The organism is Xanthobacter versatilis (assembly GCF_043193975.1).
GTDB classification, from domain to species: Bacteria; Pseudomonadota; Alphaproteobacteria; order Rhizobiales; family Xanthobacteraceae; genus Xanthobacter; species Xanthobacter autotrophicus_E.
The window spans coordinates 767,177-785,569 of record NZ_JBAFVB010000002.1 but is presented as its reverse complement, the minus strand read 5'-3'; the positions used below and the strand labels follow the sequence as shown (position 1 = coordinate 785,569).

Annotated in this window: 13 protein-coding genes; 7 read left to right on the top strand and 6 right to left on the bottom strand. The window is 69.2% G+C overall.

Annotated features, from left to right (window positions below; genetic code table 11):
• Window positions 1-46: 46 nt before the first annotated feature.
• Complete coding sequence (locus V5F66_RS07200) at window positions 47-823, top strand: ATP12 family chaperone protein (protein WP_394053149.1); 777 nt, start codon at window positions 47-49, stop codon at window positions 821-823.
• 66 nt (window positions 824-889) lie between these two features.
• Window positions 890-1,264, top strand: a complete 375-nt coding sequence (locus V5F66_RS07195; protein WP_012116731.1) for a TfoX/Sxy family protein — start codon at window positions 890-892, stop codon at window positions 1,262-1,264.
• A gap of 59 nt (window positions 1,265-1,323) precedes the next feature.
• Here the strand turns inward: V5F66_RS07195 and V5F66_RS07190 are convergent, their stop codons facing one another.
• Window positions 1,324-2,955 carry a DEAD/DEAH box helicase gene (locus tag V5F66_RS07190; protein WP_394000411.1) on the bottom strand — a complete coding sequence of 544 codons (1,632 nt, stop codon included), beginning with the start codon at window positions 2,953-2,955 and terminating at the stop codon, window positions 1,324-1,326.
• A gap of 332 nt (window positions 2,956-3,287) precedes the next feature.
• On the opposite strand from V5F66_RS07190, the gene V5F66_RS07185 reads away from it, so the two are divergent.
• Window positions 3,288-4,448, top strand: a complete 1,161-nt coding sequence (locus tag V5F66_RS07185) for an MFS transporter (RefSeq protein ID WP_394093554.1) — start codon at window positions 3,288-3,290, stop codon at window positions 4,446-4,448.
• A gap of 96 nt (window positions 4,449-4,544) precedes the next feature.
• Here the strand turns inward: V5F66_RS07185 and parE are convergent, their stop codons facing one another.
• Window positions 4,545-6,581: a DNA topoisomerase IV subunit B gene (parE, locus tag V5F66_RS07180; RefSeq protein WP_394005333.1), complete on the bottom strand. Its 2,037-nt coding sequence runs from the start codon at window positions 6,579-6,581 to the stop codon at window positions 4,545-4,547.
• A 246-nt stretch (window positions 6,582-6,827) separates the two neighbouring features.
• Here parE and argC point away from each other — a divergent pair, with 246 nt between their 5' ends.
• From argC to V5F66_RS07160, 4 genes are all read left to right on the top strand, one after another.
• Window positions 6,828-7,880: an N-acetyl-gamma-glutamyl-phosphate reductase gene (argC, locus tag V5F66_RS07175; protein WP_012116727.1), complete on the top strand. Its 1,053-nt coding sequence runs from the start codon at window positions 6,828-6,830 to the stop codon at window positions 7,878-7,880.
• Between the two features lie 442 nt (window positions 7,881-8,322).
• The gene (locus tag V5F66_RS07170; protein WP_012116726.1) at window positions 8,323-9,714 is read left to right on the top strand and encodes a GntP family permease; all 1,392 of its coding nucleotides are present in this window, start codon (window positions 8,323-8,325) and stop codon (window positions 9,712-9,714) included.
• Window positions 9,715-9,785: 71 nt separating this feature from the next.
• Entirely contained in the window at window positions 9,786-10,694 is a 909-nt protein-coding gene (locus V5F66_RS07165) for a ParA family protein (RefSeq protein WP_012116725.1), read from the top strand.
• The gene (locus tag V5F66_RS07160) at window positions 10,687-11,178 is read left to right on the top strand and encodes a hypothetical protein (RefSeq protein WP_394093553.1); all 492 of its coding nucleotides are present in this window, start codon (window positions 10,687-10,689) and stop codon (window positions 11,176-11,178) included. The genes V5F66_RS07165 and V5F66_RS07160 overlap by 8 nt, the downstream gene beginning before the upstream one ends.
• A gap of 12 nt (window positions 11,179-11,190) precedes the next feature.
• Here the strand turns inward: V5F66_RS07160 and V5F66_RS07155 are convergent, their stop codons facing one another.
• The 4 genes from V5F66_RS07155 to pepN form a co-directional block, all read right to left on the bottom strand.
• Complete coding sequence (locus tag V5F66_RS07155) at window positions 11,191-11,877, bottom strand: YoaK family protein (RefSeq protein WP_394093552.1); 687 nt, start codon at window positions 11,875-11,877, stop codon at window positions 11,191-11,193.
• Between the two features lie 77 nt (window positions 11,878-11,954).
• Window positions 11,955-13,742: a single-stranded-DNA-specific exonuclease RecJ gene (recJ, locus tag V5F66_RS07150; RefSeq protein ID WP_394093551.1), complete on the bottom strand. Its 1,788-nt coding sequence runs from the start codon at window positions 13,740-13,742 to the stop codon at window positions 11,955-11,957.
• A gap of 61 nt (window positions 13,743-13,803) precedes the next feature.
• Window positions 13,804-15,054, bottom strand: coding sequence for an MgtC/SapB family protein (locus V5F66_RS07145; RefSeq protein ID WP_394093550.1), 1,251 nt, complete (start codon window positions 15,052-15,054; stop codon window positions 13,804-13,806).
• Between the two features lie 404 nt (window positions 15,055-15,458).
• Window positions 15,459-18,089, bottom strand: coding sequence for an aminopeptidase N (gene pepN / locus V5F66_RS07140; protein WP_394052967.1), 2,631 nt, complete (start codon window positions 18,087-18,089; stop codon window positions 15,459-15,461).
• Window positions 18,090-18,393 lie beyond the last annotated feature (304 nt).

The following is an 18,393-nucleotide window of genomic DNA, read 5'->3' as shown; positions in this document are numbered from 1 at the left end:
GATCATGGGTGATCCCTCAGGGGCCGATCCCGCCGGCCCCCAGACCATGCGCGATTTCCTGGAGGGCATCGAGGAGCCGGTGGCGGGGGACGATCCCATCGCCCGGGCCCGCGCCGCCCAGCGCACGCCGCTGCCGAAGCGCTTCTATACCGATGTCAGCGTCGGCGAGGCGGACGGCGGCTTCACCATCCTGCTCGACGGCCGGCCGGTGCGCACCCCTGCGCGCGGCCTGCTGCTGGCGCCCACGCGCCCCCTGGCCGAGGCCATGGCCGCCGAATGGGCGGCGCAGGAGAAGGAGATCAACCCCTTTTTCATGCCGCTGACGCGCCTCGTGAACGTCGCCCTCGACCGGGTGGGGCCGGAGGCAGAGGCGGTGCGCGAGGAGGTGGTGCGCTATGCCGGCTCCGACATGCTGTTCTACAGGGCCGACAGCCCGCAGACGCTGGTGAAGCGGCAGGCGGAGCAGTGGGACCCGGTGCTCGACTGGTTGAGCGTCGCCCACGATGCCCGTTTCTTCCTGTCGGAAGGCATTCGCCACGTCACCCAGCCGGACACCTCGCTGGAGCGGGTGCGGGCGCTGGTGCCGCAGGCACCGCTGAAGCTTGCTGCCGTGCATTCCATCACCACCCTCACCGGCTCCGCCCTGCTGGCGCTGGCGGTGGCGGAAGGCGCGCTCGACGCGGATGCCGCCTGGGCCGCCGCCCATGTGGACGAGGACTTCAACCGCGAGCAGTGGGGCGAGGACGAGATCGCCACCGCCCGCCGCGCCGCGCGCCGCACCGAGATGGACGCGGCTGCCCGGCTTCTCACGCTCATCCGCTGATCCCAACGGCTGCCGGCGACGCCGGCGGCCAAAATCAGGGGGATCGGAACAGGTCTGGAATAGGGGATGGACGAGGACACCATCGCCGACCTCTTCAGCGCCTTCGGCCCGGTGCGCACGCGGCGCATGTTCGGCGGCAGGGGCCTTTATGCGGACGGGCTGATGTTCGCCATCGAGGTCGGGGGCACCCTCTATCTCAAGGCCGATGCCGACCACGCCGCCCTGCTTGAGAGCCGTGGCTCGGTCCCCTTTTCCTACCTTGCCAAGGGCGCCGTGCGCACCATGACCGGATTCTGGTCCGTGCCGGAGGCGGCGCTGGACGATGGCGACGACCTTGCCGTCCTCGCCCGCCGCTCCCTGGCCCTCGCCCGCGCGGCCGCTGCGCAAAAGCCGGTGAAGAAAACCGCAGCCCGACCCAAAAAGAAAACCCCGCGCGGCTGACCGGCGGGGTTGTTCCCTCGTGATCTGCCGGCGCGCCCGAAGGTGCGTCGGCGACAGGCTCAACCGGCCTTCACGCGCACCGGGCGCAGCAGGAAGGCGGGCAGGTGGCTCATGTCCGCGGGTTCGGCGGCGGGGGCGCGTTCACGCCGTGCCGGACGGGCCTCGGGACCATCCTCACGGGCGGGACGACGGCCTCGCTCCTGCCGATCCGGACGCGGCGCGCGGGTTTCCGCCTCCGCGCGGGGTTCGCTGGCGCGCACCTCGCCTGCCGGGGCTTCGCGTTCGCGACGGGGTTCCCGCTCGCGACGGGGCTCACGCTCGGGACGCGGGGCGCGCTCCGCCCGGGGTTCCCGCTCCGGACGCGGCTCGCGGGCGACGCGGGGCTCGCGGTCGGCACGCGGCTCCCGCTCGGGACGGGGTTCGCGCTCCGCACGGGGCTCCCGCTCCGCACGGGGCTCGCGCTCGGGACGGGCCTCGCGGGGCTCCTTCTCCACGCGGCGCTTGCCGCGCAGCCGGCCGCCATCCTCGCGGCGCTCCCGCCGCTCGGACGCGGGCGGGGCATCGCCGAGGGGGGCGCCGTGCCAGGGCACGGCGTTGCCGATCAGCTTTTCGATGGCCGTCACCGACTTGGCGTCGGTGTGGGTGACCAGCGTATAGGCCGTACCGGCGCGGCCGGCGCGGCCGGTGCGGCCCACGCGATGCACATAGTCTTCCGAGTGGTGGGGCACGTCATAGTTGAAGACGTGGCTCACAGCCGGGATGTCGAGCCCGCGGGCCGCCACGTCGGATGCCACCAGAAGGGTGGCCTCGCCGGAGCGGAACTGGTCGAGGGCCTTGATGCGAGCGTGCTGGTCCATGTCGCCATGGAGCGCAACGGCGTTGAAGCCGTGCTTCTGCAGCGAGCGGTGCAGCACCGCCACGTCGCGCTTGCGGTTGCAGAAGATGATGCCGTTCTGCAGCCCGTCGCAATTGCGGATGAGCTCGCGCAGCACCTCGCGCTTGTCGTAGTCCTCCCGTCCGGAGGCGACCAGCATGTGGGTGACCGTGGCGGCGGTGGAGGCCGGCTTCGACACTTCCACCCGCACCGGATTGGACAGGAACTGCGACACCAGGCGCTGGATCTCCGGCGGCATGGTGGCCGAGAAGAACAGGGTCTGGCGGGTGAAGGGCACGAGCTTGCAGACGCGCTCGATGTCCGGGATGAAGCCCATGTCCAGCATGCGGTCGGCCTCGTCGATGACGAGCACCTCGATGCCGGACAGGAGCAGTCGGCCGCGCTCCACATGGTCGAGCAGGCGGCCGGGGGTGGCGATGAGCACGTCCACGCCGCGGAGCAGCTTGGAATCCTGGTCGCCGAAGGACACGCCGCCGATCAGCAGGGCGACGTTCAGTTTGTGGTTCTTGCCGTAGCGGGTGAAGTTCTCTTCCACCTGCGCCGCGAGCTCGCGGGTCGGCTCCAGGATGAGGGTGCGAGGCATGCGGGCGCGGGCCCGTCCGTGCTCAAGCAGCGTCAGCATGGGAAGGGTGAAGGCGGCAGTCTTGCCGGTGCCTGTCTGCGCGAGGCCGAGCACATCTCGGCGCGCCAGCACATGGGGGATGGCCTGGGCCTGGATGGGCGTCGGCTGCGTATAGCCGGTGTCAGCGACTGCCGCGAGGACCTTTTCGCTCAGGCCGAGTTCGGAAAATGACATTGCATCTTTTGGATGCGGCGGCGCGCCGCTGATCGAACGTCCCGTGCCGTACGGGCTCAGACGAGGGGTCGTCGGTCGGCGCGCTAGATTCGACATATCTCGGACGACGCATAGCAACATAAGAAAATTGTGCGCCGTGTCAATGTTTTCCGGCCTGATTCACGGATCAGTTGGAAATCACGCCCGCGAAACGCTCGATTGAACATCCATACCGCCAGCGGCATGCGCTGTCGGAATGCATGTGGACCGTGCCATGCGCGCGGGACACGTCTTGCGACTTGACCGCCGGGGCACCCCGCCGCAGGGATGACCCTCCTCATCCGGCGGATCTGATGCCCTTTCTTCTCGTCCTCGGCCTCGCGGCCTTCGCGAGCGCATTTTCCATGCGCGCCGTCGATCCGATGCTCAACATCCTCGCCGCCGACCTGAAGGTGACGCTGCAGGAGGTGGCGCTGCTCGCAAGCGCCTTCACCCTGCCTTACGCCACCATGCAGCTCTTGTTCGGCCCCATCGGCGATGCGGTGGGCAAGGTGCGGCTGATCCGCTTCAACCTCGCCATGCTGGCGGTGGGGCTCGCGGTCTCGGCGCTGGTTCCCGGCCACCGGGAGCTGCTGGCCGCCCGGGTGGCGTCGGGGGCGTTCGCGGGGGGCATCATCCCCGTGGTGCTGGCGACCGTGGGCGATCGTGTGCCGTACGATCAAAGGCCGGTGGCGCTCAGCCGGGTGCTGCTGGCCCTGGTGCTGGGCCAGCTGGTGGGTTCGGCGGCGGCGGGCTTCATCGCCGAATATGCCGGCTGGCGGCCGGTGTTCTGGTGCGCGTTCGCGGTGGCGGCGAGCGCGGCCCTGGCCGCCCTGGTCGGCATCAGCGAAGAGCGGGCGCGCCAGCCCCTGTCGTTCCGCGCGGCCCTCGCCCGCTACGGCACGGTGCTGAAAAACCCCTTGTCGCTGAAGGTGTATGCGGTGGTGGCGGTGGAAGGGGCGCTCACCTTCGGGGTGTTCCCGCTGGCGGCGCCGCTGATGGTGGAGCACGGCCTCGGCGATGCGGTGGAGGCCGGCCTGATGCTGGGCGCCTTCGCCATCGGCGGCGCCTTCTATACCTTCGCCGTGCCGGTCCTGGTGCGCCACCTGGGCCTTGCCGGCATGGTGGGGGTGGGCGCGGCCAGTGTAGGCGTGCTGCTCATGGGGGCGGCTGTCGGGCCGAGCCTTGCGGTGGTGATTGCTGTGTTCGCCGCCGCGGGCTTTGCCTTCTACATGATCCACAACGTGCTGCAGATCCTTGCCACGGAGCTGTCGGCGGAGGCGCGGGGATCGGCGGTGTCGCTGTTCGCCTCCGCCTTCTTCGTGGGGCAGGCCTTGGGGGCCATCGTCCTGGCCCATGCGGCGGGACTTTTGGGAGCAGCGCCCGTGTTCGCGGTGGCGGGGCTGGGCATGCTGATCCTCGCCGTGCCCGCCAGCCTGCTGCCGCCGCGCAAGGCCAAGGTGACGACCGGCTAAGGCGAGCGCTCGCCTTGGTAAGGGGTTCAAGTGCCGCGCGGCTTACCTATAGCCCATAACCTGAGGTCCATGAGGCACGCTCAAGGGCTATGGGGGTCAGATGTCGAGCAAGGCCTCGCCGGCGAAGGCGGCGCGCTCGGAGATGAAGGCGAAGCGCGCCTCGGGCTTATTGCCCATGAGGCGTTCCACGAGGTCCGTGGTGGCCGCCTGCTCGGCATCCTCGATGGTGACGCGCTGGAGCGTGCGCGTGCGCGGATCCATGGTGGTTTCCTTCAGCTGAGCCGGCATCATCTCGCCGAGACCCTTGAAGCGGCCCACCTCCACCTTGCCCTTGCCGGTGAATTCCTTCTTCAGCAGCTTTTCCTTGTGGGCGTCGTCCCGCGCATAGAGCGTCTTGGCGCCCTGGGTGATGCGGTAGAGCGGCGGCACGGCGAGGAAGAGGTGGCCGTCCTCGATCAGCTTCGGCATCTGCCGGAAGAAGAAGGTGACCAGCAGCGAGGCGATGTGCGCGCCGTCCACGTCGGCGTCGGTCATGATGATGACCTTCTCGTACCGCAGGTCCGCGTCGCGATAATGGGAGAGCATGCCGCAGCCCAGCGCCTGGCCGAGGTCGGCGAGCTGCTGGTTCTGGGCGAGCTTGTCCCGTGTGGCGCTGGCGACGTTCAGGATCTTGCCGCGCAGGGGCAGCACGGCCTGGGTCTTGCGGTCGCGTGCCTGCTTGGCCGAGCCGCCGGCCGAGTCGCCCTCCACGATGAAGATCTCGGAGCCGGCCGCCTCGGTGTTGGAGCAGTCGGCCAGCTTGCCGGGCAGGCGCAGCTTGCGCACGGCGGTCTTGCGAGAGACTTCCTTTTCCTGCTTGCGGCGCAGGCGCTCCTCGGCGCGGTCGATGACGTGCTCGAGCAGCCGGCTGGCCTGCACCGGATTGGCGGCGAGCCAGTGGTCGAACGGGTCGCGCAGGCCCTGTTCCACGATGCGGGCGGCCTCGGCAGTGGCGAGGCGGTCCTTGGTCTGGCCCTGGAATTCCGGCTCGCGCACGAACACGGAGAGCATGGCGGCGCAGCCGGTGGTGACATCGTCGCCGGTGATGACCGAGCCGCGCTTGCCCTGGCCGGAGCGCTCGGCATGATCCTTCAGCCCCTTCAGCAGCACGGCCCGCAGGCCGTTCTCATGGGTGCCGCCGTCGGGGGTGGGGATGGTGTTGCAGTAGGAGGAGATGGAGCCGTCCGCGTCCGCCACCCATGCCACCGCCCATTCCACCGAGCCATGGCCGCCCGGCTTCTGGATACGGCCGGAGAAGATGTCCGAATGCACCAGGGTTTGGCCTTCGAGGTCGGCGGCGAGATAGTCGCGCAGGCCGCCGGGGAAGCGGAAGCTGGTCTTCTCCGGAACCCCCTCGATGCCCTTCAGCAGCTCGGGGTCGCAGGACCAGCGGATTTCCACGCCGCCGAACAGATAGGCCTTGGAGCGGGCCATGCGGAACACCCGGGCCGGCTCGAAGCGGGCGGAGGGGCCGAAGATCTCGGGGTCCGGATGGAAGCGCACACGGGTGCCGCGCCGGTTGGTGATGCGGCCGACTTCCTTCAGCTTGCCCTGGGGCACGCCCTTGGAGAAGCTCTGGCGGTAGAGGGTCTGGTTGCGCGTCACCTCCACCTCGAGGTCGTCGGACAGCGCGTTCACCACCGAGATGCCGACGCCGTGGAGGCCGCCGGACGTCTCGTAGACCTTGCTGTCGAACTTTCCGCCGGCGTGCAGGGTGGTCATGATCACTTCGAGGGCCGACTTGCCGGGGAACTTGGGGTGTTCCTCCACCGGAATGCCGCGCCCGTTGTCGGAGACGGTGAGATAGCCGTCCGCCGCCATCTGCACCTCGATGAAGGTGGCGTGCCCGGCCACTGCCTCGTCCATGCAATTGTCGATCACCTCGGCGAAGAGGTGGTGCAGCGCCTTCGAATCGGTGCCGCCGATATACATGCCGGGCCGGCGACGTACCGGTTCCAGTCCTTCGAGCACCTCGATGTGCGCGGCGGTGTAGTCGGCATCCATGGCCGGCACGGCGGCAGCTGCCGCCTTGGCCGGCTTGCCGGCGGGCTTCGGACGCGGGGTGGAGCCGAAAAGATCGTCGGATTGGGACATGGGCGCTCGATAGCAGAAGGGCCGATCCTGCGCGAATCGCGCGCAGGGAGAAGGCATCGCTGTTCACAGCATGGCAGAGGCCGGCGCCGATGGGAACAGAACGGAAACGACAACGCGCGCCGTCAGATCGCAGGCCCGGGCGGAGGCGCGCTGTCTTTTCCCTGATAAACGATGGGTGTACAGACCGTCGCCCCACCTCGCCGTTCCCTTCTCGGGAGCGGTGGTGGCGTGCGTGAGGAGATGAAGATGGCGGACGCAAAGGCAAGGATCGCAGTTCTCGGCGCCTCGGGCTACACCGGGTCCGAGCTGGTGCGCCTGCTGCTGCGCCATCCCCGTGTGGAGCTGGTGGCCCTCACAGCCGACCGCAAGGCCGGCCAGACCATGGCCGAGGTCTTCCCCCAGTTCGCCCCGTTCGCGTTGCCGAAACTCGTGACCATCGACGAGGTCGACTTCACGGCCGTGGACCTCGTGTTCTGCGCGCTGCCCCACGCCACCACCCAGCTGGTGATCAAGAAGGTGTTCGACGCCGCGCCCAACGTGAAGGTGGTGGACCTCTCCGCCGACTTCCGCCTGAAGGACCCCGGCGCCTACGAGCAGTGGTACGGCCACCCCCACCAGGCGCTGGAGCTGCAGCAGGAGGCGGTGTTCGGCCTCGTGGAGATCTATCGCGACGACATCCGCAAGGCGCGGCTGGTGGCCAATCCCGGCTGCCACTCCTCCACTGCCATTTTGCCCATCGTGCCGCTGCTGGAAGCCGGCGCCATCGAGCCGGAAAGCATCGTGGTGGATTCCAAGACCGGCATGTCGGGTGCCGGCCGCTCCGCCAAGGAGGCCATGCTGTTCTCCGAGGTGTCGGAAGGCATCCATGCCTACGCCGTCACCGGTCACCGGCACATGGGCGAGCTGGACCAGGAATTCTCCAAGGCGGCGGGCCGTCCCGTGGCCCCCATGTTCGTGCCGGTGCTGGCGCCCATGAACCGGGGCATCTACGCCACCATCTTCGTGCGCACCACCGGGGTGCGGGCCGAGGACCTGCATTCCATCCTCGCCGATTATTACAAGGGCGAACCCTTCGTCCATGTTCTGCCGTTCGGGCAGGTGCCCCAGTCGCGCCATGTGCGCGGCTCCAACATGGTGTTCCTGGGCGTGGCGGCGGACCGCAACCCCAGCCGGGCCATCCTGGTCTCGACCCTGGACAACCTGGTGAAGGGCGCCTCCGGCCAGGCGGTGCAGAACATGAACCTGGTGCTCGGCTTCCCCGAGACCCTGGGCCTCGACCAGATCGCCCTCATGCCCTGAGTGGGGAGGCCGCCGAACGCGGCCTCTTCCTTCGCCCGGCAAGGGTTCGTCACCGGCCATCTGGCGCGGTGTCACTCCCGGTGCGGACCCCGGCGCGCTGCTGCGCGGGTGCGCCAAGCCAATAGTGGTGTTTCCAAAAGATAATGGGCCGTCCGCGGAGCGTGATGTGCGAAGCGCTCAGGTTGTTGCCCGTGTCCCGTGCCATTGCTGCGTGGTCGCACCGGCATGCCGCAGCGTCAATTCTGTCCGGATAGTTCCCGGCCGACGGTCGCCGGCAGGCCACGCGTGCGTTTTGTCATAGCATCTTGTTGCTTTGCTGCTCTTGATCGGGGCCGCCTCTCCGCTGTGGGCGATGCAAACTCAAGTCTAGTCGCCAGATGTGTTGGGACAGGTTAGCTTCCCTATCATCCCATCGCGATTCCCTTTCATTGTCGGATATCCCATGAGCTTCCTCATTTGCCTTGCCGCGCTCGGCTTCCTGATGCTGGTGGCCTATCGCGGCTTCAGCGTCATCCTGTTCGCGCCGGTGGCGGCCATCGGCGCCGTCCTGCTGACCGACCCGTCGGCGGTGCCCGTCATCTTTTCCGGCCTGTTCATGGAAAAGATGGTGGGCTTCATCAAGCTCTACTTCCCGGTGTTTCTGCTGGGCGCGGTGTTCGGCAAGCTCATCGAGCTGTCGGGTTTCTCGCGCTCCATCGTCTCCTCTATCGTGAAGCTCCTGGGGCCGGCACGGGCCGTGCTGTCCATCGTGCTGGTGGGCGCGCTGCTCACCTATGGCGGCGTATCGCTGTTCGTGGTGGTGTTCGCGGTCTATCCGTTCGGCGCTGAGATGTTCCGCCAGGTGGGCATTCCCAAGCGGCTGCTGCCGGCGGTGGTGGCGCTCGGCGCCTTCTCCTTCACCATGGACACGCTGCCCGGCACCCCGCAGATCCAGAACATCATCCCCACCACCTTCTTCCACACCACCGCCTATGCCGCGCCCATCCTCGGCATCGTGGGCTCCCTCTTCATGCTGGTGGTCGGCATCAGCTACCTGGAGTTCCGCCGCCGCCAGGCCCAGAAGAAGGGCGAGGGCTACGGCGAGGGCCACATCAACGAGGTGGTGGTGGACGAGACCGTCCCGCTGGTGTCGCCCTTCCTCGCGCTGCTGCCGCTGGTGGTGGTGGGCATCGCCAATCTCATCTTCGCCCGCTACATCCCCGGTTGGTTCGGCACCACCGCGAGCGCCACCCTGGTGGACGGCGCGGCGGCGGTCACCGTGCCCACCAGCACCTGGGCGGCCATCTGGTCGGTGCAGGCGGCGCTGCTGCTGGGTATCCTCACGGTGGTGGTGTTCGGCTTCAAGGCGATTGCCGGCAAGTTCGCCGGCGGCTCCAAGGATGCCGTCGCCGGCGCGCTGCTCGCCAGCCTGAACACGGCGACGGAATACGGCTTCGGCGCGGTGATCGCGGCGCTGCCCGGCTTCCTCGTCATCAAGTCCGCCCTCAGCGCCATCCCCAACCCGCTGGTCAACGAGGCGATCACGGTGACGACGCTAGCCGGCATCACCGGCTCGGCGTCGGGCGGCCTGTCCATCGCGCTCGCGGCCATGGCGGACCAGTTCATCGCCCAGGCGAACGCCCACGGCATTCCGCTGGAGGTGATGCATCGCGTGGCCTCCATGGCCTCCGGCGGCATGGACACCCTGCCGCACAACGGCGCTGTCATCACCCTGTTGGCGGTGACCGGCCTGTCGCACCGCCAGTCCTACGGCGACATCTTCGCCATCACCCTCATCAAGACGGCGGCGGTATTTTTCGTCATCGGCTTCTACTATCTGACCGGATTGTATTGATCTGGTTGTATTGAGCGGGCACCTCTCCCCCGTTATGTTGCGTCGCACAAACGGGCGGGGGTGGGGCACCGATGGCGAATGCTGACGGGCGAGTGATCGCCGTTGCCAACATGAAGGGGGGCGTCGGCAAGACCACCACGGTGGTCATGCTGGCGGAAGGGCTGGCCGAGGCCGGGCACAGGGTTGTGGTGCTCGACCTCGACGCCCAGGCCAACGCCTCCTATTGCTTCGCCCCGGACGACCAGCTGAAGGCAATCCTGGAACAGCGCCGGTCGGTGACATCCTTCCTCGCCGACCGCCTGCTCTATGGCGACCGCACCCCCATCACCGACTATCTGGCGCGCGACATCTCCCACGTCATGAAGGCCGGCGAGCCGTTGGCCATCGACATGGTGGTGGCCAGCCCCCGCCTGCGCCTTCTGGAGCGGGAGATCGTGCTGCGCCTCACCGAGAAGAATTACGGCATCCGCTCGCTGGAGGGCCAGTCGCTGAAGGTGCTTGAGGAGGCGCTGGTCCTGCTCAAGGCGCGCTACGATTATGTGCTGTTCGATTGCGCGCCCGGCATCTCCGCCTTCACCGAGGTGGCCATCCGCCTTGCCGACATGGTGGTGGTGCCCACCATCCCCGATTATCTTTCCACCCTCGGCTTTGATGCCTTCCGCGCGTCGGTGTGGGAGAATGCCCATGTCACCCGCTCCGCGTTGCCGCAGCCCAAGAGGCGGCCGGTGGTGCTGGCTAGCCGGGTGAACGGCAACAAGATCCAGCATCGCGAGACCCTCGCCAGCCTGCGCAACGAAGCGGAAGAGCCCGACGCGGTGTTCGAGATGTTCGATCTGGAGGTGGACAACCAGGCCTCCATCGAACGGGCCATGGATCCGGAAAACTTTCCCTATGCGCCCACATTCGAGCAGAAATGGAACCGGGCGCTGGGTCAGGTGCGCGACCTCGTGACCGAGACACGGAGACGGCTCGATGGGTGAGGAAACCGATTTTTTCCGGCTGCTCGGGGCCATCGGCGGCAAGGCTGCGCTGTTTCCCGCCGCCGGACATGCCGCGCGCAAGGCGGTGAACGAAATCGTGCGCGCCCAGCTGATCGCCGACGGCACCACGCTGGATGAGGTCCGGCAGATCCGCACCTTGCTCGGTCCCGCGGCCTTTGCGGAGGCGCTGGACGGCGTGCCGGCGCCCAAGACCAAGGGGCTGCTCACCCGCGCCGATCCCCACGGGCCGGCGCTGGCCCAGCCGGGGGATCGCATCAAGGCCCTGCTCGCCCTCGCCGATGGCAGCCGCCAGCCCGCCGCCCCGCCCGAGAAGCCGGCGAAGAAGGCGGCCTCGAAGAAGGCGCCTGCGGGCAAGGATGCGGCGGCGAAGGACGAACCTTTGAAGGATCAAGCCGCCGCACCGGCCCCGCGCAAGCGCAAGATCACCGGCCGCGCCGCGCTGCGGGTGTCCGAGGAACGCTGAGGGGGCGGGCCCTCAGCCGGCCCGCACCGGGCTTTGGTCCGGCCCCAGGGTGAAGATCTCCGCCGCGGCGACCAGCGGCGGCAGCAGCATGCACCACATGCCCACCGTCAGATAGAGCAGGCCGGCGGTGCCGCAGCCCAAGGCGAATGCGCCCAGATTCGTGCTCATGCGCGCGAGGCGGGCGCGGTTCTGCGCCACATCGGTGCCCACCGCCGGCCGCCAGAGACTGGTGAGATCCAACAGGATCTGCGTGAGCGTGCCGGTCATGACGGTCGAGGGCGGCGTGTCGGTGAGGTGGGTGCGGTGGAGCGCGTTCTGCAACGCCATGGCGCTGACAAGTGTCATCGCCATCATGGTGGCGGCCGCGGTGTCCGGATCGGGGAAGGGTCCCGATTGAACCGCCACAAGCCCAGCATGGGCGAGCAGCACCAGCTTCACCGCCATCAGCATGCGGAAATCGTCCCGGCCGCGCGCTGCCATGGATTGGCTGAACAGCCGCGAAGCGATCACCACCACGGCGAACACGGGCATGGCGATGATCTTGGCCAGCGACGGCATATCGCCATGGGCCACGGCCGCGGCGATGACCACGATATTGCCGGTGACATGGGCGGCGAACAGCCCGCCGAGGGCGACGAAGCCGGCCGCATCCACGAAGCCGGCATTGAAGCAGAGCAGGATCGTGAGCAGTCCCTTCACGGAAGAAGCCTCTGTTATCTCGATCGGTTGGCTCAACCCGTCAGCCGCACGCCAAGGACTGCCGGGCCGGCCGCGCCTCAGCCGGGCTCGGCCACGTCGCGGATGCGCAGGGCGACGCGGGTCTCGCCCTGCCAGGTGTCCAGCTCCAGGCTGCCGGCCACGTGCAGGGGCCGCCCGCGCGCGGCCAGCAGGGCGCGGCCGAGCGGCTCCTCGGCGCAGCGGAAGGCGGTGGCCTTCAGGGTGGTGCCGTCCGGGGATGAGATGCGCGCCCGCACATGGCCGGCGCCAAAGCTCTCCACATAGCTGATGCGATGGCCGGGAAAGGCGAACACCGGCTCGGCATTGCCGGCGCCGAACGGCCCGGCGCGGGAGACCATCTCGACGAGGTCCGTCGTCGCCCCCCGCGCGGTGAGGGCGCCGTCGATGGACAGCGTGCCCTCGGCCCGCGCCCGCGCCACGTCGGCGGCGAGGCGCTCCTCGAAGGCTGCGCGCAAGGCACCGAGGCGCGCGCGTTCCACCGTGAGTCCGGCCGCCATGGCATGGCCGCCGCCCTTCACCAGCAGTCCTGCCTCCAGCGCCGCGCGCACGGCGCGGCCGATGTCGACGCCGGGCAGCGAGCGGCCGGAGCCGGTGCCGGTCTCCCCGTTGAAGGCGATAGCGAAGGCGGGGCGCTGGAAGCGCTCCTTCAGCCGCGACGCCACGAGGCCCACGACACCGGGGTGCCAGCCATCCCCGCTCACCACGATCACCGAGCCTTCGTCGCTCAGGCCCAGCGCGGCCTCGGCCTCCGCCTCGGCGGCGGCGAGGATGGCGCGCTCCACCTCCTGCCGTTCGCCGTTGAGCCGGTCCAGCTCGGCGGCGATCTGGCGGGCCTCGGCCGGGTCCTGGGTGAGGAGCAATTTCGCCCCCAGCGTCGCCTCGCCGATGCGCCCGCCGGCATTGATGCGCGGGCCGATGAGGAAGCCGAGGTGGAACGGGCGTGGCGGCCCGTCGAGCCGGGCCGCGTCCATCAGCGCGGTGAGGCCGATGCGGCCGCGCCGGCGCATGGCAAGGAGGCCCTTGGTGACGAAGGCGCGGTTGAGGCCCTTCAACGGCACCACGTCGGCCACGGTGGCGAGCGCCACCAGATCGAGGGTGTCCAGCAGGTCCGGGGCCGGGCGGGCGGTGTTGAAATGGCCGTTCTGGCGCAACGCCCGCACCAGCCCCACGGCGGTGACGAATGAGAGGCCCGCCGCGCACACATGGCCGAGGCCCGAGAGGTCGTCCTCCCGGTTGGGGTTCACGATGGCGGCGGCGTCCGGCAGGCGCTCGCCGGACTGGTGGTGGTCGATCACCACCGTATCCATGCCGAGGCGCCGGGCAGCGGCGAGCGGCTCCATGGAGGTGGTGCCGCAATCCACCGTCACCAGCAGCGTGACGCCGCGCGCTGCCAGTTGCTCGATGGCCGGCACGTTGGGGCCATAGCCCTCGAAGATGCGGTCGGGGATGTGGAACAGCGGATCGAGGCCCGCCGCCCGCAGCACGCCCACCATGAGGGCGGTGGCGCAGGCGCCGTCCACGTCATAGTCGCCGAACACCGCCACCTGCTCGCCGCTCGTCACCGCGTGGACGAGGCGCGCCACGGCGGCGCCCATGTCGGTGAGGGTGTCGGGATCCGGCAGAAGGGTGCGGATGGAGGGGTCGAGATATTGCTCCACCCCGTCGAGCGGCACGTCGCGGCCGGCCAGCACGCGGGCCAGCAGCTCGCTGATGCCGGTGCGCTGGGCCATGGCGAGGGCGGTCTGGGCGCCGCGCACGTCCAGGCGCTCACGCCAGGTGCGGCCGGTGGCGGAGCGGGCGACGTCGAGGAAGAGGCGATTCGGCAAGGCTATGTTCACGGGCGCATCAAGCCAGATGCGGCCCCTCGCGTCGAGCGACCGGAAGCGATCACCACCCCTGCGCCACCAGCAGGACGACAAGCGCCGCTCCCGCCGCCGCGGCGGTGGCCGCGCCGAGACGCAGGGTGAAGCCGGCGGGCCCTGCCGCCACCGCGAACCCCACTCGCCCCAGCGCGTTCATGCCCATGGCGATCAGGATGGCGAGGGCGGCGCCGTGCAGAGACAGGCCGTTGCCCGCGAGCCGGGCGGCATTCAGGGACGGCACGTCCACATCCACGATGCCGGCCACCGCGCTGACGAGGTAGAGGCTGCCCGGCCCCACATATTTCAGGAGGATGCCGCTGACCGCGGAGACAAAGCCGAACATGCCGGCGAAGGCGGCGAGGGGGCCGAGTTCGAACGGGTTGCCAAGGCTGGCCTCGCCTTCCGCATCCCCGGCATGGCGCACCAGAACGCCACCCGCGACCGCAAAGGCCAGGGCCGCCGCCAGCGCCGGCGGGGCGAGGGTGGCGAGCAGGCTGGGCGCCACCACCATGCAGATCACCAGCACCCGCAGCAGCGAGACCATGGCCGCCAGAACCGCGCCGCCGGCCAGCAGGGTCGCCGGCTCCCCGGCCGCCGCGCGGCGGGCGAAGGCGATGGTGACGGCGGTGGAGGACACCAGCGCCCCCGCCAGCGCGCTGATGAGGATGCCCTTTTCCGGCCCGGCCACCCTCACCGCCACATAGCCGGCGAAGGAGATGGTGGCAGTCAGCACCATGAACAGCCAGATCTGCCGCAGGTTGATGCTGTCGAACGGGTCGAGGGTGCGGTCCGGCAGCAGGGGCAGGACAATCACCGTCATCCCCAGCAGGACGAGGGCCGAGCGCAGCTCCACCCATGTGAGCTTCGCAAGAAGGCCGTGCAGCACCTCGCGCGCCGCCAGAAGCCCGGTGGCAGCAATGGCGGCCGCGCCTGCCGCCGCCGGGTCTCCCGCCACCGCCAGCGCGCCGAGGGCGAACACCAGAAGGGCGGCGATGATGCCGGTGATGCCGAAATCCTCGTCCTTCACCATCTCGCGATACTTGAAGCCGGCGAAGACGGCGGCGAAGCCGAGGCTCGAGGCGATGAAGACAGCCGGGCTTTCGAGCGCCTGCGCAAGCGCCGCACTGACCCCGCCGAGCAGGCCGCACAGCGCATAGGTGCGCACCCCGGCGGTGCGGCTTCCGGGCGGCTCGGTGCGCTCGCGCCAGCCGCGCTCCACCCCCACCACCAACCCGATGGCGAGCGCGACCGCGAGGCGGAAGATCAGCTCGTCCATGGTGCGCTCCCGGCTATGTTGTTCTGTTTATACACTCTTTTTGGGCTGTAGTGTAACGCGTGAATGGGTCCATGACGTCTCGCCCGGACGGCGCGAACAGGGCCGGCCGCAGCACTTGGCGTTCCGGCAGGGGCAAGACGCTGTCTCGTTTCGGTACAGCTTTCGCCACGGGCTGGAACCCGGCGGGAACACAGCAGGACCGAATCGGATGCCGCCGGGGCTTCCCGCTCTGTTCTTCCCGCGCTCCGATCGAGGAGGAGGGCGCGTCTTTTCGCAGACGGGCACAGACTGCTTCGGCGTGTCCGGGGCTTCCCTGTGTCCGCGGGCCTGATGAAGTGCAAAGGCAGCGATGGCCCCTCAGGACACGCCGGAGGGGCCATCTTTTCAGCGACGGGCGGCCTTCATCACCCCAGGGAGCGGGTGGCTATGTCGGCGACGTCCGCCGACAGGCCGGGGGTCTGCGCCACGCGGCGCAGGGCGGCCTCGGCGCTGGCGCGCCGCACCGGCTCCAGCTGGCGGAACGTCTTGAACGACGCCAGCAGCCGCGCGGCCACCTGCGGGTTCTTGCCGTCGAGGCTCAGCACCGTATCAGCCACGAAGGCATGCCCGGCGCCGTCCGCCCGGTTGAACTGGGTGGGGTTGGCGGCGGCGAACGCTCCGATGAGGGAGCGCACCCGGTTGGGGTTGGAGAGCGAGAAGGCCGGATGCAGCATCAGGCCCTTCACCCGGTCCAGCGTCCCCTCGGACGGGATCTGCGCCTGCAGCACGAACCACTTGTCGATCACGAGCGCGTCGCTCTCGAAGCGGCGATAGAAGGCGTCGAGGGCGGCTTCGCGCTCCGGCACGTCGTGCTGGGCCAGCACGGCGAGGGCGGCGAAGCGGTCGGTCATGTTGTCCGCCGCCTCGAACTGGGCCTTGGCGCGGGCGATTCCCTCGGCCGCGCCGGTGACGGCCAGATAATCGAGGGCTAGGTTGTGCAGCGCCCGCAGCCCGGCCGAGCCGGCGTCGGGTGAGAAGGCACCGGCGGACCCGGTGCTCGCGTAAACGCGGGCAAAGTCCGCCGCGAGGGCGGTTCCCACCGCGATCCGCAGCGCCTTGCGGGCGGCGAAGACGGCGTCGGGATTGACATCGCTGCCCAGCTCGCGCGCCACCTCGCTCTCGCCGGGGAGGGCGAGGGCCTGCGCCTTGAAGGCGGCATCGAGAGCGGTATCCGCCACCACCGCGCCGGCGGCGGTGACCAGCGCGTCCGGCGCCGGCAAGGTGCCGGACCGGGCGCCGGCCTTCAGCAGCTCGAGGGCGATGCGCTGCAGCGAATCGAAGCGGTTGAACGGATCGCCGTCATGGGCGGCGAGGAACACCCGGTCAGCCTCGGTGAGGTCGCTGACGAGGTTCACGGGGGCGGAGAAGCCCCGGTTGAGGGAGGGGACTGGCCGTGCGTCGAGGCCGGTGAAGAGGAAGCTCTGGGCGGCCTCCTTCACCTCGATCACGCCGTGTTCCACCGGTGTGTTGCCGAGCGTCAGCGGCATGTCGCGCCCGTCTGGCCCCACGAGACCGAGGGCCAGCGGGATCAGCATGGGCTTCTTGTCGCTTTGACCCGGCGTGGGCGGCACCGACTGCTTGACGTCGAGGCGGAAGGTGCCGGCCTCCTTGTCATAGCTGCCGCTGATGTTGAGGAGCGGCGTGCCCGACTGGGCGTACCAGAGGGCAAACTGGGTGAGGTCGCGGCCGGTGGCGTCGGCGAAGGACGCGACGAAATCCTCGATGGTGGCGGCGTCCCCGTCATGGCGCTCGAAATAGAGGTCCATGCCCTTTCGGAACCCCTCCTCGCCCAGGAGGGTTTTGAGCATGCGCACCACCTCCGCGCCCTTCTCATAGACGGTCGCGGTGTAGAAGTTGTTGATCTCGCGATAGGTTTGCGGCCGGACCGGGTGGGCGAGGGGGCCGGAATCCTCGGTGAACTGGGCCGCCTTGAGCATGCGCACGTCGGCGATGCGCTTCACCGGACGCGAGCGCTGGTCGGAGGAGAATTCTTGGTCGCGGAAGACGGTGAGGCCTTCCTTCAGGCACAGCTGGAACCAGTCGCGGCAGGTGATGCGGTTGCCGGTCCAGTTGTGGAAATATTCGTGGGCGATGACCCCCTCGATGCCGGAATAATCGGCGTCGGTGGCGGTCTCGGGGGTGGCCAGCACGTATTTGTCGTTGAAGACGTTGAGGCCCTTGTTCTCCATGGCCCCCATGTTGAAGTCGGAGACGGCCACGATGTTGAACACGTCGAGGTCGTATTCGCGGCCGAAGGCCTCCTCGTCCCAGCGCATGGAGCGCTTCAGCGCGTCCATGGCATAGCCGGCGCGGGCCTCCTTGCCCTCCTCCACATAGATGCCCAGCTCCACCTTGCGGCCGGAGACGGTGGTGAAGCTGTCGGAAACCTTGGCAAGCTTCCCGCCTACCAGCGCGAACAGGTAGGAGGGCTTCGGCCACGGGTCATGCCACACGGCGAAATGGCGCGCCGTGCCGGGGATGTCGCCGCTTTCCACCAGATTGCCGTTGCCGAGCAGGATCGGCGCCTCGGCCTTGTCCGCCTCGATGCGGGTGGTGAAGACCGACAGCACGTCCGGCCGGTCGGGATAATAGGTGATGCGGCGGAAGCCCTCGGGCTCGCACTGGGTGCAGTAATTGCCGGACGTGCGGTAGAGGCCCATGAGCTGGGTGTTGGCGGTGGGGTCCACCAGCGTCTCCACCTCCAGCACGAAGGCGTCGGCCGGCGGGTGGGCGAGGGTGAGGCGCTCGGGGCTCGCCTCGAAGCTCGGGCCGGCCAGCGGCTTGCCGTCGATGGCGAGGCGTATCAGCGTCAGGCCATCACCTTCCAGCACCACCGGCGCGCCGGCGGTCCCCTCCGGGTTGCGGCGCAGCGCGAGGCGGGCGGTGACGCGGCTCTGGGAGGGATGGAGCGCGAAGTCCAGCTCCACCTTGTCCACCAGCCAGTCCGGCGGGCGGTAGTCGGCGAGGTGGATGGCTTTGGGCTCGGCATCACGCATGGAGAACTCCTCGGGCAACGCTTCTCTCGCTGCGGTCTGGCGTGCGTTCCGTCCAGACGGACCGCACCGAACCTCGACAGAGACGGACGTCCCGTCCGCACTCGTCGGCCCAGGCAGACCCGGCTCGATCACGCGGCGCAGAGGCGCATTCAATCGGCCGGCGGAGAGTAAAGCCCCCGGACCCGAGTGGGAAGGCGGTGAACGGGCACCCGCCCTGAATACCGCAGCCAAATGGCTGAATCCCCCTCGCTACCGCGCGGCGGCACCCGGTTCCCGGCCCACCGTACCGACATCCTCACCGGCC